22 protein-coding genes and 1 tRNA gene are annotated in these 26,341 nt (G+C 59.7%); 8 read left to right on the plus strand and 15 right to left on the minus strand.

Translation table 11 applies throughout. The annotated features are described in order from the left end of the window. Nucleotides 1–22: 22 nt before the first annotated feature. From rfbD to rfbB, 4 genes are read right to left on the minus strand one after another with little or no spacing between them, the layout of a single operon-like run. Nucleotides 23–892: a dTDP-4-dehydrorhamnose reductase gene (rfbD, locus tag GIV26_RS11365; RefSeq protein ID WP_060764958.1), complete on the minus strand. Its 870-nt coding sequence runs from the start codon at nucleotides 890–892 to the stop codon at nucleotides 23–25. After that, complete coding sequence (rfbC, locus tag GIV26_RS11370) at nucleotides 889–1,434, minus strand: dTDP-4-dehydrorhamnose 3,5-epimerase (RefSeq protein ID WP_034125512.1); 546 nt, start codon at nucleotides 1,432–1,434, stop codon at nucleotides 889–891. Before rfbC ends, rfbD begins: the two co-directional genes overlap by 4 nt. Next, nucleotides 1,431–2,306, minus strand: a complete 876-nt coding sequence (rfbA, locus tag GIV26_RS11375; RefSeq protein WP_003187717.1) for a glucose-1-phosphate thymidylyltransferase RfbA — start codon at nucleotides 2,304–2,306, stop codon at nucleotides 1,431–1,433. Before rfbA ends, rfbC begins: the two co-directional genes overlap by 4 nt. Further along, nucleotides 2,303–3,385, minus strand: a complete 1,083-nt coding sequence (gene rfbB, locus GIV26_RS11380; RefSeq protein WP_236280533.1) for a dTDP-glucose 4,6-dehydratase — start codon at nucleotides 3,383–3,385, stop codon at nucleotides 2,303–2,305. Before rfbB ends, rfbA begins: the two co-directional genes overlap by 4 nt. Nucleotides 3,386–3,538: 153 nt before the next feature. On the opposite strand from rfbB, the gene GIV26_RS11385 reads away from it, so the two are divergent. From GIV26_RS11385 to GIV26_RS11395, 3 genes are all read left to right on the plus strand, one after another. Next, the gene (locus tag GIV26_RS11385) at nucleotides 3,539–6,448 is read left to right on the plus strand and encodes an aminotransferase (RefSeq protein ID WP_236280536.1); all 2,910 of its coding nucleotides are present in this window, start codon (nucleotides 3,539–3,541) and stop codon (nucleotides 6,446–6,448) included. A 121-nt stretch (nucleotides 6,449–6,569) separates the two neighbouring features. Further along, complete coding sequence (gene aguA, locus GIV26_RS11390; RefSeq protein WP_236280538.1) at nucleotides 6,570–7,676, plus strand: agmatine deiminase; 1,107 nt, start codon at nucleotides 6,570–6,572, stop codon at nucleotides 7,674–7,676. A 235-nt stretch (nucleotides 7,677–7,911) separates the two neighbouring features. Further along, on the plus strand, nucleotides 7,912–8,127 hold the full coding sequence (locus tag GIV26_RS11395) for a hypothetical protein (RefSeq protein ID WP_054922627.1): 216 nt from the start codon (nucleotides 7,912–7,914) through the stop codon (nucleotides 8,125–8,127). A gap of 317 nt (nucleotides 8,128–8,444) precedes the next feature. Here GIV26_RS11395 and GIV26_RS11400 read toward each other — a convergent pair whose 3' ends face one another. Further along, nucleotides 8,445–10,520, minus strand: a complete 2,076-nt coding sequence (locus GIV26_RS11400; protein ID WP_236280540.1) for a TonB-dependent receptor — start codon at nucleotides 10,518–10,520, stop codon at nucleotides 8,445–8,447. A gap of 408 nt (nucleotides 10,521–10,928) precedes the next feature. Here GIV26_RS11400 and GIV26_RS11405 point away from each other — a divergent pair, with 408 nt between their 5' ends. Beyond that, the gene (locus GIV26_RS11405; protein ID WP_034125518.1) at nucleotides 10,929–12,215 is read left to right on the plus strand and encodes an OprD family porin; all 1,287 of its coding nucleotides are present in this window, start codon (nucleotides 10,929–10,931) and stop codon (nucleotides 12,213–12,215) included. An 81-nt stretch (nucleotides 12,216–12,296) separates the two neighbouring features. Here GIV26_RS11405 and GIV26_RS11410 read toward each other — a convergent pair whose 3' ends face one another. The 3 genes from GIV26_RS11410 to GIV26_RS11420 are packed head-to-tail and all read right to left on the minus strand — an operon-like array spanning nucleotide 12,297 to nucleotide 15,634. Further along, nucleotides 12,297–13,874 (minus strand): M48 family metallopeptidase, encoded by a 1,578-nt coding sequence (locus tag GIV26_RS11410; RefSeq protein WP_236280544.1) that lies wholly within the window; start codon nucleotides 13,872–13,874, stop codon nucleotides 12,297–12,299. Nucleotides 13,875–13,887: 13 nt separating this feature from the next. After that, nucleotides 13,888–14,253: a hypothetical protein gene (locus GIV26_RS11415; RefSeq protein WP_014716500.1), complete on the minus strand. Its 366-nt coding sequence runs from the start codon at nucleotides 14,251–14,253 to the stop codon at nucleotides 13,888–13,890. Nucleotides 14,254–14,290: 37 nt separating this feature from the next. Beyond that, complete coding sequence (locus GIV26_RS11420; protein ID WP_236280546.1) at nucleotides 14,291–15,634, minus strand: CHASE2 domain-containing protein; 1,344 nt, start codon at nucleotides 15,632–15,634, stop codon at nucleotides 14,291–14,293. A 303-nt stretch (nucleotides 15,635–15,937) separates the two neighbouring features. Between GIV26_RS11420 and GIV26_RS11425 the strand changes: the two genes are divergently transcribed. From GIV26_RS11425 to GIV26_RS11435, 3 genes are all read left to right on the plus strand, one after another. Beyond that, the gene (locus GIV26_RS11425) at nucleotides 15,938–16,714 is read left to right on the plus strand and encodes a helix-turn-helix domain-containing protein (protein ID WP_054896634.1); all 777 of its coding nucleotides are present in this window, start codon (nucleotides 15,938–15,940) and stop codon (nucleotides 16,712–16,714) included. Nucleotides 16,715–16,818: 104 nt separating this feature from the next. Further along, entirely contained in the window at nucleotides 16,819–17,757 is a 939-nt protein-coding gene (gene yddG / locus GIV26_RS11430; RefSeq protein ID WP_034125522.1) for an aromatic amino acid exporter YddG, read from the plus strand. Between the two features lies 1 nt (nucleotide 17,758). After that, a complete protein-coding gene (locus GIV26_RS11435) occupies nucleotides 17,759–19,561 on the plus strand; it encodes a B12-binding domain-containing radical SAM protein (protein ID WP_186526734.1) in 1,803 nt (600 codons plus the stop codon). Nucleotides 19,562–19,675: 114 nt separating this feature from the next. On the opposite strand, the gene GIV26_RS11440 is transcribed toward GIV26_RS11435, so the two are convergent. Together GIV26_RS11440 and GIV26_RS11445 are read right to left on the minus strand one after the other, a co-directional pair. Next, nucleotides 19,676–19,924 (minus strand): hypothetical protein, encoded by a 249-nt coding sequence (locus GIV26_RS11440; RefSeq protein ID WP_236280550.1) that lies wholly within the window; start codon nucleotides 19,922–19,924, stop codon nucleotides 19,676–19,678. A gap of 272 nt (nucleotides 19,925–20,196) precedes the next feature. After that, nucleotides 20,197–20,272, minus strand: a tRNA-Thr gene (locus tag GIV26_RS11445). Nucleotides 20,273–20,600: 328 nt separating this feature from the next. On the opposite strand from GIV26_RS11445, the gene bcsQ reads away from it, so the two are divergent. Next, entirely contained in the window at nucleotides 20,601–21,497 is an 897-nt protein-coding gene (gene bcsQ, locus GIV26_RS11450) for a cellulose biosynthesis protein BcsQ (RefSeq protein WP_198790464.1), read from the plus strand. 241 nt (nucleotides 21,498–21,738) lie between these two features. Here the strand turns inward: bcsQ and GIV26_RS11455 are convergent, their stop codons facing one another. The 5 genes from GIV26_RS11455 to GIV26_RS11475 form a co-directional block, all read right to left on the minus strand. Further along, complete coding sequence (locus GIV26_RS11455) at nucleotides 21,739–22,926, minus strand: methyltransferase (RefSeq protein WP_236280553.1); 1,188 nt, start codon at nucleotides 22,924–22,926, stop codon at nucleotides 21,739–21,741. Next, nucleotides 22,907–23,596, minus strand: coding sequence for an ABC transporter permease (locus GIV26_RS11460; RefSeq protein ID WP_032803763.1), 690 nt, complete (start codon nucleotides 23,594–23,596; stop codon nucleotides 22,907–22,909). The genes GIV26_RS11455 and GIV26_RS11460 overlap by 20 nt, the downstream gene beginning before the upstream one ends. 38 nt (nucleotides 23,597–23,634) lie before the next feature. Further along, the gene (locus GIV26_RS11465) at nucleotides 23,635–24,330 is read right to left on the minus strand and encodes an ABC transporter permease (RefSeq protein ID WP_005783890.1); all 696 of its coding nucleotides are present in this window, start codon (nucleotides 24,328–24,330) and stop codon (nucleotides 23,635–23,637) included. A gap of 74 nt (nucleotides 24,331–24,404) precedes the next feature. Beyond that, a complete protein-coding gene (locus GIV26_RS11470; RefSeq protein WP_014716503.1) occupies nucleotides 24,405–25,157 on the minus strand; it encodes an ABC transporter substrate-binding protein in 753 nt (250 codons plus the stop codon). A 13-nt stretch (nucleotides 25,158–25,170) separates the two neighbouring features. Then, the gene (locus GIV26_RS11475; RefSeq protein WP_010213906.1) at nucleotides 25,171–25,944 is read right to left on the minus strand and encodes an ABC transporter ATP-binding protein; all 774 of its coding nucleotides are present in this window, start codon (nucleotides 25,942–25,944) and stop codon (nucleotides 25,171–25,173) included. Nucleotides 25,945–26,341: the final 397 nt, after the last annotated feature.

Genomic DNA, 26,341 nt, shown 5'->3' on the forward strand with positions numbered 1-26,341 from the left:
TGTGGGTACAGGCGCATTATGCCTAGTGCTGCTGTGCAAGACACTCGTGCAATGCGTCTTGCCACTGTGGCTGGCTGACGTGCCATTGCTGTTGCAGGCGGGTGCAGTCCAGGCGCGAGTTCAGCGGGCGCTTGGCGGGGGTCGGGTAGGCGCTGGAAGGGATCGGCTCCAGCTCGGCACAGGCCTTGCCCTCGGCGCGCAGTTGCTCGCCAATGGCTTGGGCAAAGCCGAACCATGAAGTCTCCCCCTGGGCAGTGAGGTGGTAAACACCCCAATCCCCTGCCTTACCGGCCTGCCACTGCTCGATCAGCACGCGGGTGCTGTTGGCGATAGTCCCGGCCCAGGTCGGTGCACCGAACTGGTCGGCCACGATGCGCATCTGCGGTTTTTCCTGCAGGAGGCGCTGCATGGTCAGCAGGAAGTTCTTGCCGTGGCTCGAATAGACCCAACTGGTGCGCAAGATCAGGTACTCGCCGCCTGCAGCCGCAATCGCCTGCTCGCCCGCCAGCTTGCTCTGGCCGTAGACACCCAATGGGTTCGGCGTGTCGCTTTCGGTGTACGGGGCAGGTTTGGTGCCGTCGAACACGTAGTCGGTCGAGTAGTGAATCAGCGGGATACCCAACGCCTTGGCCTCTTCGGCGAGGATTCCGGGGGCGATGGCATTGATGGCGAACGCAGCGTCCGGCTCGCTCTCGGCCAGATCGACGGCGGTGTGGGCCGCCGCGTTGATGATCAGGCCAGGGCGATGGATGCGCACTTGCTGGCGGATAAGGTCTGCGTCTGCCAGGTCAAGCTGGTCGCGGCCCAGGACGAGGAGTTCGCCCAGGCCCTTGAGCCGCTGTTGCAGCTCCTGGGAGACTTGGCCGTGTTGGCCGGTGATGAGGATTTTCATGGGAACAAGTCAGCTTCCATCAGCAGTTTGCCGACCTGATCCTTGGCGGAGAGTTGCGGCGGTTCGGCCAGCTCCCAGTCGATGGCCAGCGTCGGATCATTCCAGAGAATGCTGCGCTCGGCGCTTGGCTGGTAGTAGTCGGTGGTTTTGTACAGGAACTCTGCGTACTCACTCAACACCACGAAACCATGGGCGAAGCCTTCTGGCACCCAGAGTTGGCGATGGTTCTGTGCCGACAAGCGGACACCCACCCACTGGCCAAAGTTGGGTGAGCTGCGACGGATGTCGACCGCCACATCCAACACTTCACCGTAGGTGACACGCACCAGCTTTCCTTGAGTGTGTTCAAGCTGATAGTGCAAACCTCGCAGCACGCCTTTTTGCGAGCGTGAGTGATTGTCCTGCACGAAATTACGCTTGAGCCCGGTGGCCATTTCAAAGGCGCGCGCATTGAAACTTTCGTAGAAGAAACCGCGTTCGTCGCCGAATACCTTTGGCTCGAGGATCAGTACGCCGGGTAGTGTGGTTTCAACTACATTCACTGGGTCTCTCCGGCAAGCGAGTAGAGGTATTGGCCGTAGCCGGTCTTGCCAAAGTACTTGGCGCGCTCCAGCAGATAATCACGATCGATCCAGCCATTTTCATAGGCGATCTCTTCCAGGCAGGCCACTTTCAAGCCCTGGCGGTGCTCGATGGTCTGAACGTAGGTCGAGGCTTCCAGCAGGCTGTCATGGGTGCCGGTGTCGAGCCAGGCGAACCCACGGCCGAAGCGTTCAACGTGAAGATCGCCACGCTGAAGGTAGGCATTGTTGACGTCGGTGATCTCCAGCTCGCCGCGTGGCGAAGGCTTGACCGCCTTGGCGATCTTGATCACGTCGTTGTCGTAGAAGTACAGGCCGGTCACGGCATACGGTGACTTGGGCTTTGCCGGTTTTTCTTCGATGGAAAGGGCGCGGCCCTCTTTATCGAAATCAATCACACCGAAGCGCTCCGGGTCTTTCACCCAATAGCCGAAAACAGTAGCGCCCGAGGAGCGCTCGGCTGCGGTGCGTAACTGATCGCCAAAATGCTGGCCGTGGAAGATGTTGTCCCCCAGAATCAGGCACACCGCGTCATCACCGATGAACTCTTCGCCAATGATAAATGCTTGAGCCAGCCCGTCCGGGGAAGGCTGTTCGGCATACGTGAAACGCACGCCAAACTGGCTGCCGTCTCCCAGCAGGTTTCGGTACTGCGGTAGGTCTACCGGAGTGGAGATCACCAGAATGTCCTTGATGCCTGCGAGCATCAGCACGGATATCGGGTAGTAGATCATCGGCTTGTCATACACCGGCAACAGCTGTTTGGACACTCCCAACGTAATGGGGTGTAGGCGAGTGCCGGAGCCGCCAGCCAATACAATTCCCTTCATCATGCGATTAGATCCTTCAAGTCGGTGTTGCCCAATCGTTCTCCCTGATAACTGCCGTCCTGGACCCTGCTGCACCATTCCAGATTATCGAGGTACCACTGTACGGTTTTGCGCAGGCCGGTCTCGAAGGTTTCTTCCGGGACCCAGCCCAGTTCGCGTTCGATCTTGCTGGCGTCGATGGCGTAGCGTTGGTCGTGGCCTGGGCGATCCTTGACGAAGGTGATCAGGTCAGTGAATTTCTCCACACCGGCTGGGCGTTGCGGCGCCAGTTCTTCCAGCAGGGCGCAGATGCCACGTACCACGTCGATGTTCTTCTGTTCGTTGTGGCCGCCGATATTGTAGGTTTCGCCCACAACCCCAGTGGTGACCACTGTGAGCAGCGCACGGGCATGATCCTCGACGAACAGCCAGTCACGCACCTGCAGACCATCGCCATACACCGGCAGTGGCTTGCCCGCCAGGGCGTTGAGAATCACCAGCGGGATCAATTTTTCGGGGAAATGGAACGGCCCGTAATTGTTCGAGCAGTTGGTCAACAGCACCGGCAGGCCATAGGTGCGCTGCCAGGCGCGTACCAGGTGGTCGGACGCTGCCTTGCTCGCGGAATACGGCGAGCTCGGTGCGTAAGGCGTGGTCTCGGTGAAGAGGTCGTCCACGCCGTGCAGGTCGCCATACACCTCATCAGTGGAGATGTGGTGGAAACGGAATGCGCCTTTTGCCGGCTCTGCCAGCTTCTGCCAATAGGCTCGCGTGGCTTCCAGCAGGCTGTAGGTGCCAACGATGTTGGTCTGGATAAAATCCGACGGGCCGTCAATGGAGCGGTCGACATGGGACTCGGCCGCCAAGTGCATGATCGCATCGGGTTCGAAGCGTGCGAGCAAGGCGCTGACGGTGACCTGGTCGATGATATCGGCCTGGACAAACTCATAGCGGCTGTTGGACGCGATGCTGGTCAGCGACTCGAGGTTGCCGGCGTAAGTCAGCTTGTCCAGGTTGAGCACCTCGTGCTCGGTGTGCTGGATCAGGTGGCGGATCAGGGCTGAGCCGATAAAGCCAGCGCCGCCAGTAACGAGAATGCGCATATCGGAGGGCCCTTTCCTTTGATAGACATTATGCGGATGAAGCATAGCTTGAGTGGTGCGAGCCGGGTGGTGCAAGCGCTGTATTACTGGGGGGTTGCCTTGTGCCCCTGAACAATGGCGATATAGACGCCTGAAAAAACAAAGGTCGTCACAATGTCGTTAGCCACGTTGACCCACCGTGCCAGCTTGCCTTGCCCACAAGTAACCCCCGAGCAAGCAGCATGCCTGCTCGAGCGGCACTATGGTATGGCGGGCAAATTACACTCATTGGGCAGTCAGCAAGACCTCAACTATCGAATTGACAGCACACGGGGCCGCTTCGTTTTGAAAATCTGCCGGGGTGACTACGCCGCGGTTGAACTTCAAGCCCAACACGCAGCGCTCAACAGCCTGGGCGCGCATGCCGGCCTGCGTGTTCCCAAGGTCATCCAGACCTTGGCGGGTGAGGAGTTGCTGACGGTCAACGTCGATGACCAAACCCTGCACCTGCGGCTACTGGACTACATCGACGGCCAGCCCCTGACGCATTTACCCCACCTGAGCCGCACCGTGATCGAAGGCTTTGGTGAGCTGTGCGGGCAGATGAGCCTCGCGCTGGCAGGTTTCGAGCACCCTGGCCTGGAGCGCACCCTGCAATGGGACCCGCGCCACGCGCAAGCATTGATCACCCACCTGCTGGCAACCTTGCCCGACCTGCCGCAGCGTGCTGCTTTGGAGCAGGTGGCCAGGCAGGTCGAGGCGCATGTCCAGCCGTTGGCGGCACACCTGCCTTGGCAAGCAGTGCACATGGACATCACCGACGACAACGTGATGTGGCAGCGTGATGCCCAGCGGCACTGGCGCATACAAGGCGTGATCGATTTCGGCGATCTGGTGCACACCTGGCGAATTGCCGACCTGTCGGTGACCTGCGCGGCGTTGTTGCACCATGCCGACGGTGATCCGTTTGCCCTCTTGCCGGCGATCCAGGCCTGCCACGCGGTCACGCCGTTGCAGCGTGAAGAGCTGGAGGTGTTGTGGCCGTTGATCGTCGCTCGCGCGGCGGTGTTGGTGCTCAGCAGTGAGCAGCAGCAACGCCTGGACCCGGACAACGTTTATCTAAAGAAAAACGCCGAACACGAGTGGGAAATCTTCCATATCGCCACGTCGGTGCCCTTCGAACTCATGCAAGCGGCGATTCTGCGCAGCGTCGGCAAAACATTACCGCCCGTCACCAACCAAGACTTCGCGCCTTTATTGCCAGGCTTGGTGGGCCGCGAGTTTGCGCTGATCGACCTGGGCGTACTCAGCCCGCATTTCGAGGCTGGCAATTGGGAGACTCCCGGCATCGATCGGCGCTTGCTGGATCAAGCAGCGACGGTGCATGGGCTGGCGGCCAGTCGTTATGGGCAATACCGCTTGTCGCGCACCCGCCCCGACAGTGCGCTAGAGCCCGAGACGTTCCCCCTGCATGTCGAACTGCATCTGCCCCACGGCACAGTGCTGGAAGCACCCTTTGCGGGAATGCTGCGTGAAGGTACCGACGGCTTGCTGTGTTTGCACGACGAAGGTCTGAGCTTGCGCCTGTGGGGCGTGCGCACATCACTCAAGCCGGGCGCAACCCTGGTCAAAGGGCAGGTGCTGGGCGAGGTTCATGCGCCGTTGACTGTGCAGTTGTGCCGCGCCGACCTTGAGCCACCGCTGTTCTGCACACCTTCCCGGGCGTTGGCTTGGCAGGCGCTGTGCCCGTCACCCGCAGCGCTGTTGGGCCTGGCCTGTAATGCGGAGCCGGAACTGGACCCAGAAGCCCTGCTGGCCCGGCGTGATGCCAGCTTTGCCCGCTCCCAGAAGCACTACTACGCCGACCCACCGCGTATCGAGCGCGGCTGGCGTAACCACCTGATCGATATGCAGGGCCGATCGTACCTCGACATGCTCAACAACGTGGCCGTGCTGGGCCATGGCCACCCGCGCATGGCTGAAGTGGCGGCTCGGCAGTGGTCGTTGCTCAACACCAACTCGCGGTTTCACTACGCGGCGGTTGCCGAGTTCTCCGAGCGCCTGCTGGCGTTGGCACCGGAGGGCATGGACCGGGTGTTCCTGGTCAACAGCGGCACCGAGGCCAATGACCTGGCGATTCGTTTGGCCTGGGCCTACAGCGGCGGGCGCGACATGCTCAGTGTGCTGGAGGCCTATCACGGCTGGTCGGTGGCGGCGGATGCCGTGTCCACGTCGATTGCCGATAACCCCCAGGCCTTGAGCAGCCGCCCGGATTGGGTACACCCGGTGACCGCGCCCAATACCTACCGCGGTGAATTCCGCGGGCCAGACAGCGCGCCGGACTATGTACGAAGCGTGGAGCATAACCTGGCGAAAATCGCCGCGAGCCAGCGTCAATTAGCCGGGTTCATCTGTGAGCCGGTGTACGGCAATGCCGGCGGCATCTCCCTGCCACCGGGTTACCTGCAACAGGTGTATGGCCTGGTCCGTGCCCAGGGAGGCGTGTGCATCGCCGATGAAGTGCAGGTGGGTTACGGCCGCATGGGGCATTTCTTCTGGGGGTTTGAACAGCAAGGTGTGGTGCCTGACATCATCACCATGGCTAAAGGCATGGGCAACGGCCAGCCGTTGGGTGCAGTGATCACCCGCCGAGAAATTGCCGAGGCGCTGGAAGCCGAGGGTTACTTCTTCTCCTCATCAGGAGGCAGCCCGGTCAGTTGCCGGATCGGCATGGCGGTGCTGGATGTGATGGAAGAGGAAAAGCTGTGGGAAAACGCCCAACTGGTAGGTGGGCATTTCAAGGCACGGTTGGAGGAATTGATCGATCGCCATCCACTCGTCGGTGCCGTGCATGGTTCGGGCTTCTATCTGGGCCTTGAACTGGTGCGCGATCGCCAGACCCTCGAACCTGCGACTGCAGAAACCGCCTTGTTGTGTGACCGGCTGCGGGAGCTGGGGATTTTCATGCAGCCTACCGGTGATTATCTGAATATCCTCAAAATCAAGCCGCCGATGGTGACGTCCAGACGCAGTGTGGACTTCTTTGTGGACATGCTGTCGAAAGTGCTGGATGAGCAACTGTGATTTATCGATTGTTATCGGCTATTTTTTGCAGGCGCGAGCACCTATCATGTTTTTAGTCTGTTAAAGCCGATTTTTATCCATTATAAAGTTGCCCTTCACCCCATTCGGAGCCCTGATCGCCATGACCACCTTGCACAGCAAACCTCGCGCCGATGGCTTTCACATGCCTGCCGAATGGGCGCCCCAGACCCAGACCTGGATGATCTGGCCCGAGCGCCCAGACAACTGGCGCCTGGGCGGTAAGCCTGCTCAGGCGGCCCATGTGGCGGTGGCCAAGGCTATCGCACGTTTTGAGCCGGTGACCGTCGCGGTCTCCGCCAGCCAGTACGAAAACGCCCGTGCCCGCCTGGACGTACCCAATATCCGCCTGGTGGAAATGTCCAATGACGACGCCTGGGTTCGCGACACCGGCCCCACTTTCGTGATCAACGGCAGTGGAGAAGTACGGGGTGTGAACTGGGACTTCAACGCCTGGGGTGGTTTTGACGGCGGCCTGTATGCACCGTGGAACCGCGATTCCCAGGTGGGAGGCAAGATCCTCGAGATGGAGCGCGCACCGCGTTACCGCACTGAAGGCTTTGTGCTTGAAGGCGGTTCGATTCATGTCGACGGCGAAGGCACCCTGATCACTACCGAAGAATGTCTGTTGAACCGCAACCGCAACCCGCACCTTGATCGTGCGGCCATTGAGGCGGTGCTCAGCGATAACCTGGCGGTAGACAAGATCATCTGGTTGCCGGATGGCCTGTTCAACGACGAAACCGACGGCCATGTGGATAACTTCTGCTGCTACGTGCGCCCGGGCGAAGTGCTGTTGGCCTGGACCGATGACCCGCAAGACCCGAACTACCCACGCTGCCACGCAGCCATGGACGTGCTGCAAAGCAGCACCGATGCCCAGGGCCGCTCGTTCATCGTGCATAAAATGCCGATTCCGGGTCCGCTGTATGCCACTGAGGAGGAATGCGCCGGGGTAGACCTGGTTGACGGTAGCCAGGAGCGTAATCCGACCGTGCGGTTGGCCGGTTCCTACGTCAACTTCCTGATCGTCAATGGCGGCATCATCGCGCCGAGTTTCGATGACCCGTTGGACGATCAGGCCAAGCAAATCCTGCAGAACCTGTTCCCACAACATGAAGTGGTGATGGTGCCGGGCCGCGAATTGTTACTGGGTGGGGGCAATATCCATTGCCTGACCCAACAGCAGCCAGCTCCGCAGCGAAAGTGAGTGCAGTTGTAACAGCGCCTTGATGGCGTACGAGCACCGCGCGTTTGCAGTGTTCCCCGCAAGCCCGCGACCCAGCCCGGTCGCGGGCTTTTTCATGCCTGCATGCCGGTGAACAGGGCACATTGGCATAGCTCTTGTATCGCTGTGGTTACAGTGGCCCAAGGGGGATGACCGTGCAGTTCTGTCACAAACCTTGAGTAAGTTAGCCGCTCACGCAGCAGGAGAGAGCGCTGAAATGAATGCCGATGTCCACCTGATGAACACGCGTACGTTCCACCCTTTGCGGGTCGACGCAGACGCCATCCATGCGTTGGCCCTTTGGTTGAAGGCGAACGGCTCGCCACAGGTCAGGCAATTGCCTGATTTGCGCAGCGTGATGAGTGAGCGCTACCCGGTTGGGTTGTTTACGGAGGACGAAGTGCAGGCGTTGTGCGAGTTGATGAGCAACTAAAGAACACCTGAAACCGACTGTGGGAGCTGGCTTGCCTGCGATGGCGGTGGCTCAGTTGAAGATTGGGTGACTGGCACACCGCTATCGCGGGCAAGCCCGCTCCCACAGGGATCTGCGCCAGGCGCTGATGTTGTGGGCAATACCTAACCAGTGTGGGAGCTGGATTGCCTGCGATGGCGGTGGTTCAGTTGAAGATTGGGTGACTGGCACACCGCTATCGCGGGCAAGCCCGCTCCCACAGGGATCTGCGCCAGGCGCTGATGTTGTGGGCAATACCTAACCAGTGTGGGAACAGGCTTTGGTTCCCATGAGGTGTGTCAGAAGCTGTAGGTACCGGTGACTACCAGGCTTCGCGGCTCGCCTGGTTGAATCTGCGCCGCACTGGTCGCCGAGGCGTAGTAGTTTTTATCAGCGATATTGTTCAGTGCTGCCCGCACGTCCCATTCTTTCTGACGGAACCCGGCCAGCGCGTCCCAGCGGCCATAACCCGGCAACACCACGGTGTTGAGGTTGTCGGCGTAACGATCGCCCACCAGGGTCAAACCGGTTTCCGTGTACCAGCCCATCTCCGGCTTCCAGGTGATGAACAGGCTGGCATTGCGCTTGGCCACGTCGCTGATCCGTTTGCCCTCAAAGCCGTTGTTGTCCTTCTCTACCTTGGCATCTTGCAGGCCTACGCCGCCGCGCACATACCAGTTGTCGACGATCTTGCCGGTGGCGGTCAGCTCCACGCCGCGTGAGCGTTGTTCGCCGGTGAGCAGGGTAATGGTACGGTCCAGCGGGTCGCTGGTGCGGCGGTTGTAGAGTTCCAGCTCGTACACAGCCAGGGTGGTGCTCAGGCGCTCATCGAACCAGTCGCTCTTCACGCCGATTTCTTTTTGCTTGGTCAACTCCGGGCTCAGGTCGTTGACGTTGCCGGTGGCGTTCGGCGTGATGCCGATCAGGCCGCCGCCTGCTGGGGTGAAAGTCTTGCTCCACGAGGCGTAGAACGAGTGGTGCTCCAGGGGCGTCCACACCAGGCCGACGCGCGGGCTGGTGCTGTGGCTTTTCACGTTCTGTTGGATGTCGAGCAGCTTGTTGGTGGTGTCCACTTCGAAGCGGTCGTAACGCAGCCCGCCCAGCAGTTGCCACTGGTCATTCAGGCGCAGTTGGTCCTGTATGTAGAGGGCGCGGCTTTCGACTTCGGTGTGGTTGTTACTCGACAGTCGCATGCTCCCGGTGTGGCTCAGGCGGCGGTTGGGCTGGTTGAGGTCCAGGCTCGGCACCGTCTTGCCATCTCGAGCGGAGTACAGCTTCGGATCACGGCGCTGGCTGCCCAGCTCAATACCGGTGAGCAGGCGGTGCTCCAGGCCAAAGGTGTCGAAACCGCCTTCCAGCTCCAGGTTGTTGAACACGTTGCGGGTGGTCAGGTCCTGCTGCCAGTGTTGGCGGCTGACGGTGTTGGTTTTCGGGTCATAGCCGGTCTGGTAAGTATTGTCGAAATCGCTGTCGAGCTTGAACACGCCGAGGGTGTGGCGCAGCTGCCAGTCGGCGTTGAGCTCGTAGGCAAGTCTGGAACGCAGCGACTGGGACTTATCGTCTATGTAATCGCCGTGATCAAAGTAAGTGGTGCTGCGGCTGACATCCGCCGGGCGCCCGTTGACACCAGGAATGCCACGGTCTGGGGTGCGGTTGTAGCGGCTGTATTCGTATTGCACCAGCCAGTTCAGCTCTGGAGTGAGCTGCCAGCTCATCGACGGCGCGAACAACTGGCGGTTGCCGCTGACGCCATCGCGAAAGCTATTGTTGTCCTGGTTGCCCATGTTCAGGCGCAGGCTGATGTTATCGGTGGGGTCGGTACTCAGGTCGGCATACAGGCTGCGCAAATCGTTGCTGCCGCCTTGGGCTTCGATGCTGGACTTTTGCCCTGGGCTTGGCAGTTTGCTCACCCGGTTGACGATCCCGCCCTGGCCGCCTCGCCCGTAAAGCACGGCGGCCGGTCCCTTGAGCACTTCGATACGCTCGATGTTATGCAGGTCACGTACGTACTGGCTGTCGTCGCGAATGCCATCCAGATAGAAGTCATTGCTGGCGTCGAAACCGCGTATGCGCAGGCTGTCGAAGCGTGTATCGGCGCCGCTGCTGACGTTGGGGATACCGCTCAATGCCTGGCCCAGATCGTTGGTGCCATAGGAGCGCAGGCTCTCGGTTTTGACTGAGTCGATCGCCTGGGGCACGTAGCGAACAGCCGTCGCGGTGCGTGTGGCGGTGCTGGTCTCTTTGACCCGTGGGTCGTCTTCGTCTGCTTCCACGCTGATCGAGGTTTCGGGCAGGACCGTGGCCGCACCGGCAAAACTAGCAGACAGCAGGACAGAGAGCCCAAGGGAGAGGGGCGTCAGGCGAGGGGCAGGCATGGGAGTGTATCCAAATGATGTGGCAGGAAAATTGTGCGCGAATGGTAATGCTTTGCATTTGCGCGCGTTATCTATTCCCTAACGCATTGCATGCGGATTTGTTACTTAATGTGTTTACAAGGGCTGATCAAGGTGTTTTCAAGGCTTTCATCCCGCCGCTTTAGCCCGCTGCTTAGACGAATATCGCCTAAATACAGACGATTCACGAAATTGACACATAGTTCAACGCCCGCATAGGATTGCGCCCAACGCCTGTGGCTAACCACCATGACTAAATCCAATAAAAAAAGGCCCGCGGCAGTTCAGTCGTCCGCGGGCCTTCTTTTTGCTGGCAAGGTCGACACCAGAAAAGCAACAGGAGCCTGGTGTCACAGCGCGTACTCAACCCGTAATAAGGAATATAAGAAAATGTTGAAGCAACGGATGAGTCTGATCGCTCTGGGGATTTTGAGCGCATCGACAGCAATGGCAAACGACCAGGAGCAATCCAAGGGTTTCGTTGAAGACAGCCACCTGAACATCGCAGCACGTAACGCCTACATCAGCCGTGACTACAAAAACGGCAAGCAGGACAAAGCTGAATGGGGCCAAGGCTTCATCGGCAAGTTCGAGTCCGGCTTCACCCAAGGCACCGTCGGTGTGGGTGTGGATGTGATTGGCCAATACGCTATCCGCCTGGATGGTGGTAAAGGTCGCAGCGGCGCTGGCGGTATCGACTTCTTCAAGCAAGGTGACAGCGGAGAAGCCGCCAACGACCTGGCCAAAGGCGGCGCAGCCGTCAAGGCGCGTATCTCCAACACCGTGATCAAATACGGTCAGCAGATGCCGGCCGTGCCGGTCCTGCAATACGACAACTCGCGTCTGCTGTCGGAAACCTACGAGGGCACCTCGATCGTTTCCAAAGAAATTGCCGGCCTGCAACTGGATGCTGGTCACTTCACCAAGGAAGCTCGCAAGAGCGCCGAGGGCAGCGACAGCGGCCGTTTGAAGAGCATCAACTACATCGGTGGTAGCTACAAATTCACCGAAAGCCTGTCGGCTGCTTTGTACGCCTCCGACATGCAGGACGTGCTGAAGAAGCAATACGTCAACGTCAACTACGTGCTGGCCCTGCCAGAACAACAGTCGCTGACATTTGACTTCAATGGCTACAAAACCAAGCTGGACCGCAGCTTCGCCCTGGAAAACCAAGGTGATGCGGACGCTCGCGACAACAAGATCTGGAGCCTGGGCGCTACCTGGGCCGTTGGCGCGCACAGCTTCACCCTCGCTCACCAGCGCAGCACCGGTGACACCGGCTACCTGTACGGTGGCTACCGCAACGCTGGCGGCATTGGCGACGGCGGCAATACCATCCTGCTGGCCAACTCCTACTGGTCCGACTTCAACGGCAAGGACGAGCGCTCCTGGCAAGCAGGTTATGGCATCGACTTCGCCACCTTCGGCGTACCGGGCCTGACCTACAACATTGCCTACGTGCGCGGCACCAACATCGACGACGGCACTGGCCGTGGCGATGGCACCGAGCGTGAAATCTGGAACCAGTTCAAGTACGTGGTACAGAGCGGCCCAGCCAAAGACCTGAGCCTGCGTGCCCGTGCCTCGTGGTTGCGCGTTTCCAACAACGCCAGCAACTACAACGTAGGCGGTAACGAAATCCGTCTGTTCGCCGACTACCCGATCAACGTTTTCTAATTGATCGAATGTCGTGCCTGATGCCAGGCGATAAAAAACCCCGACTGGTTCGGGGTTTTTTATTGTCCGCTCGCGGGGGCGTCAGGCTTTGACCGGTGCGAGCTTTTTGCAGTTCTCTTTGCGCGTCGGGTACTGCTCGCATTTGCGCAACACCGTTTGCACCTGCTGCGCATTCTGCAGTTGCTGGTTGGCCAACAGCTTCTCGGTAATAAACAGTTCCTCCGAGCCCAGGTTGCGTTCCGCCTTGTCGATCATCGCCAGGGCCGATTGCCCGTCACCGCGCTTGAGGTGGTAGCTGATCATCAAGTCATAGGTGGAAGGTCCTGCCAGGGACCAGTCCTTGATCGCCTGCAACTCTTTCACCGCTTCGCTGTTTTTGCCCTGGGCCAGGCGCACGGTATAGGCGGTGCGCCGAATGCTCGGCTGGTCTTTTACCGGCGAGGCCAGGGCCTTGCGGATGAAAGCGTCAGCCTGCGGCACCTTGTTTTTTTCCAGGGCATCAATTGCGAAGTACGCGTCTTTATAGCCCTGCAAAGCCTTCGCCACCTGGGGCGTATTCTTCATTTTCGACCAGCTTTGCGGGTTGACCCGGGCGCGGCGTTCCTGGCGATACTCGCGTTGCAAGTACTGGCGCAGCTCGGTGTCGCGGTCCATCGCCGACATATGTGAGCGGTTGAAGTATTGGCTGGTCGCGGTGATGCCGGTGGTCAAGCCATCCTTGACCAGCACGTCCAGCTCTTTGGTGAACTGGTTGAGATTGAACTGCTGCAGCGAATCCTGCATGGCATTCTTGCGCGCCGTGAGGAACCCCGTGAGCAAGGGCTTCTGCTTGCCCTGGAAGTCGTTGAGGCGCTCCAGACTATGGGTGGCGGCTCGTGGCGCGTAACCGGCGCGGATCATCAAGTCGGTGCCCAGCAAGTCGGCCTGGTCTTCCTGGCTGCGGCCCCAGGCGGTGCTCCATACCTGATCGGAAAAGGTATTGGCCAGGGCGGTGTACAGTACGGTGTTACCGATGGTCTTCTGGGTGCCGGCTGGGTCCTTACTGAACAGTTTCATCGTACCGGAGCTGCGGTCCACGCCCGTATCGGCAGCCATCGTGGCCAAGGCGACCGTGGAGGCGACGGTGGTGAACATGTCTTTCTGCTGCTGGAAAGCGGCCATGCGGTCATGGTGATGCAGCAATACGTGGCTCATTTCATGGCCCAGCATCGCGGCGATTTCGTCTTCGCTGGCGACGTTGTCCAGCATGCCCAGCGGCACGAACAGGTTGCCGTAGGGGTCTGCCGACGGCCCGAAGCCATAGCTGTCGGTGATCTTCACCTGCAGCGGCGGCAACTCCCCCGGCCAGCCCTTGGACAAGCGCGTGACGATGCCCTGCAAGTAGCCTTGCAGCATCGGGATATCCACCAGGTTCTGCTGGCGCGCTTCAGCGGCCGGTACCGCACGCCCGTCGTAGCTCAAACGCTGCTGGCTCTGGCGCTGTGGGTCGAGCTTGTAATACTGGCGTACGTCGCTGTTATCCACGTAATGGCCCTGAACCCGGGACTGGGTCGAGGGCCCCACCAGGTTCATAAACGCCTGGTCTGCGCCTTTCAAGGTGGCGCAACCACTGAGCACCGAACTGGCCAACAGGCTGGCTGCTACTAGATATCCCTTCACCGCAACGCTCCTTTTATTGATTGCAGCCGGCACCAAAACCGATGGTGGAGTTGTTGCGGCTGTCCTTGGCCTGGCTTTTGGTCAGGCCCTGGCAGGGCAGGTCGACGACGTTCAGCGGGGGCTCGATGCGCAAATCCATGGTGTCCAGCCACACCTTCTGGCCTGCCAGTTCTACCTGCACCAGGTCCAGTGCCTGGTTGTACTGCAACACCGGCAGGGGCTGGGTGGGCGCGTCCTTTTTCGCCAGCTCACGTTGTTGCTTGCCCTGCTCGTCCAGCACTGTCACCGGGTCGGCGAGGAACGCCTTGATACTGTGGGTTTCTGCCCAGGCGCCCTGGGTGAAGAGGGCGGCGAGCAAGACGATGAGGCTTCTGTTCATCCTTGGTTTCCTTGAGTCAGATAGCAGAGCGGTGCACTCAGCGATCGCGGTCGAAGAAGGCTTCGATCCGCTCGCTGAACAGCACCAACGACAGCAACACAATGCCCAGCACGTTGACCGGGGTGATGTCATTGAGGCTCAGCAACACACTGACCCCCGCCAACATCGACATCACCAACAGCCACGACGGGCACGGCGAGGTAAAAAACCAGATTTCCTGGCGCCGCCACCGGCTCCAGGTGCGATGGCCCGCCAGGCGACGTGCGTGCAGCGCCTTGAGCACGGCGATCAACGCCAGCAGCCCGAGCTCCAGCAGGTCCAGCCAATTGAACGGCAGGTGGGGGAAATTGGCCGGTTCATGGTCGTAGTCCATGCCCGCATTGATCAGGTTGTCCAGCGCCATGGCGTGCAGGTAAACGCCGGGGAGTTGGCCGTGTACCGGCGACTCCACCAGGTCCCCGGTGGAAGCAATATTGGCGCCCACCAACACCAGGCGGTCGCGCAGTAACTCGGCGACCAATGCCTGGTCGTCGGGGTCGCTGACCTCCAGGTCACTGGCCGACAACGTCAGCGTATAAGGGCAGCGCGCCTGGGCCGAGTCGTCGAGCTTCCAGAACACCGCCTGAAATAACTGCGCCACCCCATCCAGCAAAAAATGCCGTGCCGGCGCGCAGTGGCGGATATCGGCAATACGTGCCTGTTCGGGCGCCAGCTTCAGCCCCCACTGCACCGCGATGGGCTGGCGCTGCGCAGCGGCTTGCACATCCACCGGCGGCTGCTTGCAGTGCTGCGTGGCACAGAACACTCGATACAGCGACAGGGCGGGAGTTTCCATCAGCCCTGCCTGTGTGCGCATCGCCAGTGGATACTTGTCATCCACCCCTTCCCATACAACCAGCGCCGGCTGGCTCACCTGCATGAACGGCGCCAGCGTATTCGCCTGGCCCGCCTCTGCGCGAGTCAACCCAGTATTGGCCAGCCACAACGGGATGCCTTGGCGTTGATAACGCTCAAACACATTCGCCAGCAACTGGCTGCCCCGCGTCGGGTCGCCAAACGAGTGGTCGTGGCTATAAAGCAAATCCACAAATACCGCCTGGGGCTTGTACGCCAGCAAGCGCTTGAACAACTTGCTCTGCTCGCCATAGGGCATAGGCCACGAACTGTTATTGCGCATCAGGTAGGCATCATCGATCAACACCACCGCCACCCGCTGCTGCCCAAGGCTCGGGTAGTGACTGGCGAACATACGATTGAGCCACTGCGCCGACGCCTTGTCGCTGGAACTGGCCAGGCCGAAAGGATCAAGAATCGCCAGCAACACGATGATGACCGCCAGCCAATAGCGGCGGTATTTGAACAGCGGGGGTTTGGACAACATCCATGTCTCGATAAAAACGCAAGCAAGGCGGGGTTTTTAACGGAGTGGGGAGGGGGTGTCAATTGGAAAAGTGGCTATGTGCCATATCGCTATGGGCGCATGGGTTGTCATTCGTAAAAAGCCCTGGCCTATCCAGGCCAGGGCTTTGCGCTGTGGGCGCCGGGCTTGCCCGCGATGAAATCAGCCCGCGTCCCGCACGAGTTCTTGTCGATGACTCGTCGCATCTCCCCTGAGCGCTCGCGGGAGTGGCACCGGGTTCTCTGACTCAGGCATGATGTGAACCTGAGCCAACGGAGAGGCGCTATGGGCAGTCACGATAACCCAGCGGTTTCACTGGCCCTTCGTTCGTATTCGGGCCAAGTCGAATTGCACGATCACGACTTTCATCAGCTCGTGCTGCCGCAGTCCGGCTCCATGGACATCGAAGTCGACGGTCGGGCCGGCAAGGTCGACTGGAGTCAGGGCGTGGTAATTCCTGCCGGTGCTCGCCATGCGTTTCTGGCGCAAAAGGCCAATATCTTTCTGGTACTCGACGTGCCGGCCACGACGTTCGGCGGGCCCAAGAATCTCGACCTGTCGACCAGACTCCAGGCCGACAAACGCTTTTTCCCAGTAGGCCCGGAAATCCGCCATTTACTCGAATACGCCAGCCGCAGCGCGCCCTTGCTGACCAGTTCACCTCAGGTGGCGGAGTCCTGGAGTACTTTGCTGCTGTCTTCGCTGACGCTGCCGCCCGGAATCATCCCTGAGCATGGTCAGTTCACCCTGGCACGGGCACTCGCTTACATCGAAAGCCATCTGGACAGCCGGCTTAGCGCCACCGAGATTGCACGGGTGGCAGGCACCAGCGAGCGGCAACTCTACGTGCTGTTCGCTCGGCATTTGAATAGCACGCCTTTTGCGCATATCGCCACCTTGCGTCTCAACCGTGCCATCGACTTGCTGTGCGAAACCGCGCTGTCGATCACCGAGATCGCCCACCGCGTCGGTTATGCCGATCAAAGTGCACTCACCCACGCCCTGAAAAAGAACCGCGACCTGACGCCGGCCACGGTGCGACGAAGTTCGCGGGTAAGGTGAATCCGGCAGGCCTGAACAAATCTTCAGCAGTGCTCATCAATACCCGCCCGGCCGGACCTTTCTATGATTGCCCCACCGACAAGGATAAATCAGACGGGGCGTAGATGACCGAAGTGACGCGCATTGCCAAAACACAGGTGTCTGTCAGAGCCGCAGCCTCGGCCACAGCCATCGGCGTGATCGCGGTGTTCCTGTGGTCATGCCTGGCGTTGCTGACCAGCCTCACCGAAGGCATTCCACCCTTCCAACTGCTGACCCTGAGTTTTGCCGTCGCGTTTGTCGCGAGCCTGTGCATCCTTGGCCGCAACGGCATGGCGGGGTTTCGCAGCTGGCGTCAGCCCTGGTCGGTATGGGCGGTCGGTTTTCTAGGGATATTCGCCTACCACGCGCTGTATTTTTTCGCCCTCAAGGCTGCCCCGGTTGCCGAGGCGAGCCTGATCGCCTACCTGTGGCCACTGTTGATTGTGCTGCTCTCGGCCTTCAGCGCGGGGGAACGGCTGCGCAAACGCCAGTTACTCGGCGCGCTGCTGGGGTTGGCCGGTACGGCGTTCATCATGCAACAGCGCGCCTCGGATGAAGCCGCCGCCATGCCGGTAGCCGGCTACCTGGCCGCCTTCGCCTGCGCGCTGGTCTGGTCGTCCTATTCGGTGATCAACCGCCGTTTCAGTGACGTGCCAAGCAGCATCATTGGTGGCATCTGTGGCCTCGTCGCAGTGGCCGGCCTGGTCTGCCATCTGGCGTTTGAAACCGCGGTCATTCCAAGCGCCGGGCAATGGGCGGCCATCGTCGGCCTTGGCCTGGGGCCGGTGGGCCTGGCGTTTTTCGCCTGGGACCACGCCACCAAGCACGGCAGCCTGGCGATGCTCGGCGCTCTCTCCTATCTGGCCCCCCTGATCTCGACCCTGCTGCTGGTGGCCATAGGGCAAAGCCATGCCAGCCCGATCCTGATTATTCCCACACTGCTGATTATCGTTGGCGCTGTTATCGCCACCTCGAAAACAGGCCAGCCCAACGCCGACATCACTGTTGTAAAGGAGCTTTGAGATGGACCTGATTGCCTCTGAAGGCGCCACAAGAATTGAACGCGACCTGCCACGATTCAGCGTGGCGCCCACTCGTCCTGCGCTCCAGCATCTGGGACTACCGTCATTGAAGTCCAGCCGCAGCGGCATTCGCCGCCGCGCAAATGGCGAAGCGCCACGTGTGTTGCTGTTCGTGCCGCCTTACACGCGGCTGATTGAGCCGGTACCGCTGGGCAGCGCATTTGCCGACATCGGCATCGACACGTTCGAAGTAATGAAACGCGCCGGCACGCCCATTGGCCTGTTGCGCATCGCCACGGTGGCCAAGCGCGCCGGCTACGACGTGCAGATCGTCGACGCGCCATTCGCCGGCTGGTCCCAGGAAAACACTCTGGTGAACGTCGATCAGGGCCATTTGGTCCGCTATGGCCTCACCGATGTGCAAATGCGCAAGATCATCGAAGATGCACAACCGGACATCGTCGGCATCCAGTGCAACTACACCGTGCAATGGGGCAACGCCCGGGCGCTGGCCGACCTGGTGAAATCCATCGATCCAAATTTGCTGCTGGTGACGGGCGGTGCCCATTCCAGCGGTGACTGGCAGAATGCCTTGCTGGACTCGCCTTTCGATTTCACCCTGATCAACGAAGCGGATCGCGCCTTCACGCTGCTGCTCGACGCGGTCACCCATGAAGGCGGCAATGTCGACGCGGTGCCGGGCATTGCCTATCGCAGCTACAGTGGCCAACTAGTTCGACCGACTCGCAAATCCAGCTACTTGAGCATTGTCCCGGCCCGGCAGGATCTGGATGAGCGGCTGGGCGTCATGCCGTTGCCGGATTTCAGTTTCCTGAACATGAACAACTACTTGCAGCCCTATCATTCCTCCGGTGCGCGGGTGCGCAAGACCGGCGCCTGGGCGCAGATCTTTTCCACCATAGGCTGCAACGTCAATTGCAACTTCTGCTATATCCCCAAAATCAACGGCCCCTGGCGGGCATTGGGGCTGGACTGGTTCGACCTGCATCTGGCGGATTTGGTCAAACAAGGCGTGACCGAAGTGTTGATCGAAGACGATCACTTGATGCATGACCCGCTGTACGCTATGGAGGTCGGCAAGCTGTTGAAGAAACACCATTTGCCGTGGGTCGAGGAAGGTGGGCTGAGCCTGTTCAATCTGGTGCTGCTGCACAAGGGCGAGCGATTTCTGGCGGAACTTGATGAGCAGGAACTCAAAAGCCCGCACTACCGCAACGTCATCGCTGCCATTCGCGGCGGTCTCACGGCGAAGACGTTTATCCGTTCAATCGCCGACAACGGTTGCTACAACATTTACCTTGCGGTGGAGAGCGCCAACGAAGAGAGCCTGGTGAACTCCAACAAGTCGCGTTTCAACGCGATTCAGCAGGCAACCTTTGAGATCATCCAGATGTTTACCGAGTGCGGAATTCAGGTGACGGGCGGCTTCATGCTCGGCTTCGTCAACCCGCCGGCCTCGGCTGCCGAACAGCCGTTCATCGAAAGCCTGGGGCAAATCGGTAATACCATTGACTATGCCGTCAGCCTTATGGGCGCAGGCATGGCCTACGCCAACCCGTTTATCGTGACCCCGATTCCGGGCACCGAGATGTGGGCATACCAACAGCAGTATGTGGTCCGTCACTACGACAATGGCTGGTCTCACGAAAAAGCCACCATGGCCACCGAGCAATGGAGTGCCGAGGACATCGAAAAAGCCCGTATGGAATTGCTGGTACGCGCCAATGGTGCTGATCGGGTGCGGGAAATGGTGCGGCGCGGAACGTGGCCAGTGGATGTCTGATTTTTTACGCAGCCCTACTCGTTCAATGACTTCGAGCGAGTAGCCAAACAACCTCACACGTCAATTGAACCACTTACACCATCAGCCTGCTTCTGACCGGTTTTTGACCTTCATCTATAGGTTGAATTTTCCTAAGCGAAGAGTGAGCAAATGCGCGGTCAGTAGCCAGTAATAGCGCGTCGATTCAGCGTGCTGGCTCACGTGACGGTTTAGAAACCATGCGAGATGCTTTCGCTGCCAGGTCCATGGATTATCTTTGTGCAAGCGATTAGAGATCTCCGCTTGAATGATCTTTGCTTGGCGTAGGTGACGTTCACGAATGGCATGCGACCCGGTGAGAAGATCCGCCAGGAACAGCGCCATGTCGACTGTTTTGCTCGTGCTCGATCATCGTTATAAGCCGATACCACGTCGAGACGACCATGCCCCAGTTCGTCGCTGATTTGTGTGCAGGCCTGCTGATGAAGGATGGGGCGGGCAGGGCGGACGATTGCCCGTGAAAATCGAGGTGGTTTTCGGCTGGTATCCATAAGATTTTGGCGGAATCCGACGGAATGTCAAAACGAAAAAACCCGCCAGAAGGCGGGTTTTTCGGGGGTTCCAGAGATTTTGAAAGCTTTCTTTGGAACCTTGTATGGTGCCGGCACCAGGAGTCGAACCCGGGACCTACTGATTACAAGTCAGTTGCTCTACCAACTGAGCTATACCGGCGTGTTAGGGCGACGATTATAGCGATTGGAAAGGTTCTGTAAACCCCTGAATTCTGACTATTTTTGCAAAGTCTGAGGTTTCTTGCGATTAGGCTGTCTTGAGCACGTTTTCACAGGTTGCAAGCCTGTGGAAAAACACATGCTGAAAAGCCATTAAATTGACTATCTACCGTCCATCTAAAAGGCCGAGCATAAAAACAGCAAAATAATGACACTTCAAACCCTTTGTCACAGAATGCCCCCAACAAGGGCGCCTATAAAAAGACCTGCGGCAAGTGCCCGCACTTGCTGACCTTCACGTCTTTAAGCTGCGTCGTGAGGAGCAGGCTATGAGCCTAAGCAAAGAAATTCTGGCGTTGTTTGGCAAAGACGTTACCCATGATGCCGACGGCATCAATGCAAGAATGCACTTTTTCGGCAGTGTTCCTGACGAAAGTATTTACCAACAGCCCCTCAATGCCCCGGAGCTGCGCCCTAAAATAGTGGCGTTGGTGTCTATCAATGGCGGTGTGGGCCGCAGCACGCTGGTCACGGCCTTGAGCAGTGGGTTGCAGCGCCTGGGCGAGTCGGTGGTGGCGCTGGACCTGGACCCGCAGAATGCCTTGCATCATCACTTTGGGGTCAGTTCCACCTTGCCCGGAATCGGCCGCACCAGTCTGGAGCATGGGCAATGGGCGCCCTTGCAGCAGTTGGGCTTTGCCGGTTGCCAGGTGATGACCTTCGGCGATATCGATATCCAGCAGCAGGAAAGCCTCGAGCGCTGGCTCAAGCAGGAGCCCGGTTGGCTGGCGCAGCGTCTTGGAGGCCTGGGGCTCAGCGAGCGGCACACGGTGATCATCGATACGCCTGCGGGTAATAACGTCTATTTCCATCAAGCGTTGAGCGTTGCCGATGTGGTGCTGGTCATCGTGCAGGCGGACGCTGCTTGCCTTGGGACCCTGGATCATCTGGACCTGCTGCTCGCTCCGCACCTTGAGGGCGAGCGCCCGCCGGTTGTGCAGGTGGTGATTAACCAGGTGGATGAGAGCAACCCCTTCAGCCTGGACATGGTCGAGGCGTTCAAGCATTGCTTGGGCAAAGACCCGTTGGAAGTTCATCGCGATATGGCCATCAACGAGGCGTTGGCCTACTCATCCGACCCGCTGGATAACGTGGCGAAACGGCTGGCCAGTGATGATATCAACGAGGTTTGCCTGTGGCTGAAGGCGCCAAAACAGACCGCATAAAGCGCCCGTTATGCGCGTGGCGCCAGATGCTTATGCACAATCGGTTGGTAACGGGTGTCACGAAACAGCCATTTTGTGCAGCAGTTCTCAGCACGCTGCAACTGCCTGTTTTGTGTGCACTTTATTTTGTGAACAAAAAATGACCAGGCCGGCTTTGGGTGTGAAGTGCCGATATCTAGGGCCTCTGCAAAGTATTTATCAACAGAGTTATCCACAGGGCGCTTGTAGGATTTTTTGCCCTTTATTCGCGCTCGGCCAGCACCATCAGGTTGCGAGGGGTCAACGATGGTTCGCAGAAGCTGCCGACCTCGACGTTGTAGCCCTGTTCCACCATGAACAGTGCCCGGTCCAATACCAACCACAGTTCCAATGGGCGTCGAAACAAGCCTCTCACTAACTCAAGGTTACGCACCTCGGCCAGGCGTTGCCAGCCGTGGGCTTCCAGGGCCGGCCAGTTCTGCTCGCCTGTGGATAAGCCCTTGAGGCTTGCCAGTTCCTGGCAATAGTCGGCAAAGGGTTTATCCAGCCAACTGGCGGGCAGGGAAGGTGTTGGCAGGTAGTCGTCGCAGCCACGCAGTTGCCGTTGCAGTTGGTCAAAGCCCAGGCGGCGGGCCATGGATGTGTCCCGTTGTTGGCGTACACGGTTGCCGGCGGTGACGGTTTCGCTCAGTGGCAGGCCCAGGTCCTCAATCGACAGTTGCAGCAAGGAGGCACGCCCGGCGGCGGAGAGGGGTTGATAACGGTCGGCGGTGATGCGGTTGTAGCAGCAGGGCGCCAGGGCCAGTTGTTTGCAGCCGGCGGCGCTGGCCAGTTGTAGCAGGCGCACATGCAGGTCGCCGCAGGCATGCAGGGCGACCGGCGTGTGTTCGGGCTGGATCGCGACATCCGCCATCACGTCTTGCAGATGATGGGTTGCGGGCAGGTCGTGGCGATCACTCAAGGCTTGGCCGGACGCAATCAGGGCGGGGTCATATTCCAGGCAAGTCAACCGTTGGCCGGGTTGCAGCAGGCGGCGGCCTAGGTGGCCTTTGCCGGCGCACCAGTCCAGCCAGTGGGCAGGCGTTTGGGTAAAGGTCAGCGCGGCGCCGAAGGCTTCGATCTGTTGCCATTTGCGCCCTGGCACGTCGACATTCAAACGATGGCGAGCGGGCTCAAGGGTGTGCGTGGGTAACTTATCCACAGTAGCGAGGCGCAGCGCGTGAGCGGCCAGCTGTGGAAAAGGTGCGGGCGCGGGCAGGTCGTGGGGTTGGTTGTGACTGGCTTCAGCTTCGGCCAGCGAACGCTTGCGCAGCCACTGGGATAACTCGGGATGCTCGGTTTCCCAGGGCAACTGCAACTGAGTAAAGGGCCGTGGTCGCCACAGCTCTTGGTGTTCGGTCAGGAATGCATCCAGTGCCTGGAAGCGTGCCTCAACGTCCTTGGCATGCATCGACGCGCAGCCATTTTTCCAGCAGTTTGAAGCCGCGCACCAGCACGTAGGCCATCAGCAGGTAGAACAACCCTGCGGCGAAGAAAATCTCCACCGGCAGGTAAGTGCGGGCAATGATGGTGCGCGCCATGCCGGTCAGTTCCAGCAGGGTCACGGTACTGGCCAGGGCGCTGGCCTTGAGCATCAGGATCACTTCGTTGCTGTAGGCCGGCAGGCCGATGCGCGAGGCGCGTGGCAGGATAATGTAGAACAGCGTCTTGGGCTTGGACATGCCCAGGGCCCGCGCTGCTTCGATTTCGCCCGGCGGAATGGCCTGGATCGCACCGCGCAGGATCTCGGCAATGTAGGCGGCGGTGTGCAGGGTCATGGTGGCGGTGGCGCACCAGAACGGGTCGCGCAGGTACGGCCACATGAAGCTGTTGCGCACGGCGTCGAACTGCGCCAGGCCGTAATACACCAGGAACAACTGCACCAGCAGCGGCGTGCCACGGAAGAAGAAAATATAGCCGTAGGGCAGGGCGCTCACGTACCAGCGGCGCGAAGAGCGGGCGATGCCCAGAGGGATCGCCAGCAGCAGGCCGGCGATCACGGCGATTGCCACCAGCTCCAGGGTCAGGGTTGCGCCCTGGGCCAACTTCGGCAGCCACTTGATGATCACGGCCCAGTTCAGGCCCAGGTCAAAGTGCGATAGCCAGCTGTAGTCGCCGCTCATTGGGTGCTCCTCGCAAAGCCGCGGGCGGCGCGTTTTTCCAGGAAGTGCATGCTGGTCATCGCCAGTACGGTCAGGCCCAGGTACATGAAGGCGGCGACCATGAAGAAGGTGAAGGGTTGCTTGGTCACGGTCACGCCGATCTGCGCGTGGCGCATGATTTCTTCCAGGCCGATCACCGACACCAGCGCGGTGTCTTTCATCAGGATCATGAACAGGTTACCCAGGCCCGGCAGGGCGATGCGCCACATCTGCGGCATGATCAGCCGGGTGAAAATCCGAAACTTCGACAGCCCCAACGCCACACCGGCTTCGCGGTGGCCCTTGGGAATGGCGAGGATCGCGCCGCGGAACACTTCCGTTGCATAGGCGCCGAAGCACAGGCCCAGGGCGATGACGCCGGCGGCGAAGGCACTCAGCGACAGGTCGGGGTTGCCGAAGAACTCACCGAGCGCACGCATCAGGTTGACGGTGCCAAAGTAAATCAGCAGCACCCACAGTAATTCGGGAATACCGCGAACGATGGTCGAATACGCACCGCCCAGCCATTGCAGTGGCTTGTACGGGGAGGTCTTGGCCAAGGCGCCGGCAAGGCCGAGCACCAGCCCCAGGCACAGGGCCGTGAGCGCCAGTTTGACGGTCATCAGCGCGCCGGCGGCAAGGGCCGGGCCGAATCCGTAGAGATCGAAATTCATGGTGTTTTCATATCGCGGCAGGCATTGCTAAAAGCCAGCGCGCTCGCAGGAGCGCGCCGGGCAGGCCGTTCAGATCATTCGATGCTGAACGGGAAGTACTTGTCGTTGATCTTCTTGTAGGTGCCGTCTGCCTTGATCTCTGCCAGGGCTTTGTTCAGGCGCTCGCGCAGCGGGTCGCCTTTGCGTACGGCGATACCAATCTTGTCGCTTTCTACCACCGGGTCGCCTTTGAATTCATAGGCCGAACCGTCTTTGCTCTTGAGCCATTCGTACTGCACGTACTTGTCAGCCAGGATGCCGTCGAGGCGACCGGAGGTCAGGTCGAGGTAGGCGTTTTCCTGCGTGTCGTAGAGCTTGGCTTCGGTGTCCGGCAGCTTGTCTTCCAGATAGGTACCGGCCAGCGTTGCGCGCTGTGCACCGATCACCTTGCCTTTGAGGTAAGTGGCGTCGGTCTTGAAATCCGCAGTGGCTTTGGGCGCAATGAACTGCAGCTTGTTGGAGTAGTACGGGTCGGTGAAGTCAACCGCCTGCTTGCGCTCGTCGGTGATCGACAGCGAGGACACCAGGAAGTCGAACTTCTTGGCGTTCAGGGCAGGGATGATGCCGTCCCAGTCGGACACATACACTTCGCACTTCTCGACTTTCATCTTGGCGCACAGGGCGTCGCCGATGTCCTTGTCGAAGCCGACAACGTTGCCGCTGGCGTCTTTATTGTTGAACGGCGGGTAGGCCGCTTCGATCCCCATCTTCAAGGTTTCTGCCATGGCCGTGGCGCTGAATGCCATCGAGACGGCCGCGGCCAGAAGGAATTTCTTATAGGTCTGCATGCATGTTGCTCCGTTAGCGGTTGCTGGACATGAATTGTTTGCAGCGCGCCGAAAGCGGGTTTTCAAATACCTGCTGTGGCGATCCTTGCTCTTCGACCAGGCCCTGGTGCAAAAACACCACTTCGCTGGATACCTGGCGGGCGAAGCCCATTTCGTGGGTGACCAGCAGCATGGTGCGGCCTTCTTCGGCCAGCGCGCGGATCACATTAAGTACTTCCTGGACCATTTCCGGGTCAAGCGCCGACGTCGGTTCGTCGAACAGGATGACTTTAGGCTGCATCGCCAGGGTACGCGCAATCGCTGCGCGTTGTTGTTGGCCGCCAGAGAGTTGCGCAGGGTAGGCGTGGCGCTTGTCGGCGATACCAACCTTGGCCAGCAGGGCCTCGGCCACTTCTATCGCTTCGGCCTTGCTCTGGCCGAGCACGCGCCGAGGAGCCTCGATGATGTTGTCGAGGATGCTCATGTGCGGCCACAGGTTAAAGTTTTGAAACACAAACCCGATTTCGCTGCGCAGACGGTTGATCTGCTTGCCGTCGGCGGCCATCAGTTCGCCGTTTTTCGCGGCCTTTAGCTTGAGTTCTTCGCCGGCCACTAGGATCTGGCCCTGGTGCGGGTTTTCCAGCAGGTTGATGCAGCGCAGGAAGGTGGACTTGCCGGAACCGGAGGAACCCAGGATCGAGATCACATCGCCGTCGCGAGCGGTCAGCGAGATACCTTTGAGTACCTCAAGCTCACCATAGCGTTTATGCAAGTTGCGGATTTCAAGCGCGGGCGTGGCCTCGGCCATGTGCGGTCCTCATTGTGTTCGTTGCGATCTTCGCTGTTGGGCCGCCTTCCTGGCGAGGCGCCAAGCTAGCATAGCGTTTGGATGACAGCCAACAGCGCTGCGGACGGTTAACCGGTGGTCTGCGGCAGGGTGTCGCATCGGCGCAGCAGTGTGTCGCGCCATCAACAACCTACAGACGTTTGACCCGGAAAGATCCACAGGCTTCGCGTAAAAAAGGGCGCGATGGTGCCAGCTTTGGCCGGGTGTTGGAAGGGTTAACCGGGCAAACGGTCCATATCAGCCCGGTTATGGGGCGTCACGTAATTTTTGTGTGTGTTTTTGGTGCGTCGCAATGCCACGAATGTGAGTCGCACGGTAACGCTATAGCGGAATGCCATTGTTCTCAATGACTTGCGAT

It is taken from the genome of Pseudomonas sp. PA-1-3F (assembly GCF_021609665.1).
Classification (GTDB): domain Bacteria; phylum Pseudomonadota; class Gammaproteobacteria; order Pseudomonadales; family Pseudomonadaceae; genus Aquipseudomonas; species Aquipseudomonas paracarnis.

Coding starts and splice junctions, on each gene's coding strand:
- rfbD (WP_060764958.1), bottom strand. CDS start 892: ATGAAAATCCTCATCACCGGCCAACACGGCCAAGTCTCCCAGGAGCTG.
- rfbA (WP_003187717.1), bottom strand. CDS start 2,306: ATGATGAAGGGAATTGTATTGGCTGGCGGCTCCGGCACTCGCCTACAC.
- rfbB (WP_236280533.1), bottom strand. CDS start 3,385: ATGCGCATTCTCGTTACTGGCGGCGCTGGCTTTATCGGCTCAGCCCTG.
- GIV26_RS11385 (WP_236280536.1), top strand. CDS start 3,539: ATGTCGTTAGCCACGTTGACCCACCGTGCCAGCTTGCCTTGCCCACAA.
- aguA (WP_236280538.1), top strand. CDS start 6,570: ATGACCACCTTGCACAGCAAACCTCGCGCCGATGGCTTTCACATGCCT.
- GIV26_RS11395 (WP_054922627.1), top strand. CDS start 7,912: ATGAATGCCGATGTCCACCTGATGAACACGCGTACGTTCCACCCTTTG.
- GIV26_RS11400 (WP_236280540.1), bottom strand. CDS start 10,520: ATGCCTGCCCCTCGCCTGACGCCCCTCTCCCTTGGGCTCTCTGTCCTG.
- GIV26_RS11405 (WP_034125518.1), top strand. CDS start 10,929: ATGTTGAAGCAACGGATGAGTCTGATCGCTCTGGGGATTTTGAGCGCA.
- GIV26_RS11415 (WP_014716500.1), bottom strand. CDS start 14,253: ATGAACAGAAGCCTCATCGTCTTGCTCGCCGCCCTCTTCACCCAGGGC.
- GIV26_RS11420 (WP_236280546.1), bottom strand. CDS start 15,634: ATGTTGTCCAAACCCCCGCTGTTCAAATACCGCCGCTATTGGCTGGCG.
- GIV26_RS11425 (WP_054896634.1), top strand. CDS start 15,938: ATGGGCAGTCACGATAACCCAGCGGTTTCACTGGCCCTTCGTTCGTAT.
- yddG (WP_034125522.1), top strand. CDS start 16,819: ATGACCGAAGTGACGCGCATTGCCAAAACACAGGTGTCTGTCAGAGCC.
- GIV26_RS11435 (WP_186526734.1), top strand. CDS start 17,759: ATGGACCTGATTGCCTCTGAAGGCGCCACAAGAATTGAACGCGACCTG.
- GIV26_RS11440 (WP_236280550.1), bottom strand. CDS start 19,924: ATGGCGCTGTTCCTGGCGGATCTTCTCACCGGGTCGCATGCCATTCGT.
- bcsQ (WP_198790464.1), top strand. CDS start 20,601: ATGAGCCTAAGCAAAGAAATTCTGGCGTTGTTTGGCAAAGACGTTACC.
- GIV26_RS11455 (WP_236280553.1), bottom strand. CDS start 22,926: ATGCATGCCAAGGACGTTGAGGCACGCTTCCAGGCACTGGATGCATTC.
- GIV26_RS11465 (WP_005783890.1), bottom strand. CDS start 24,330: ATGAATTTCGATCTCTACGGATTCGGCCCGGCCCTTGCCGCCGGCGCG.
- GIV26_RS11470 (WP_014716503.1), bottom strand. CDS start 25,157: ATGCAGACCTATAAGAAATTCCTTCTGGCCGCGGCCGTCTCGATGGCA.
- GIV26_RS11475 (WP_010213906.1), bottom strand. CDS start 25,944: ATGGCCGAGGCCACGCCCGCGCTTGAAATCCGCAACTTGCATAAACGC.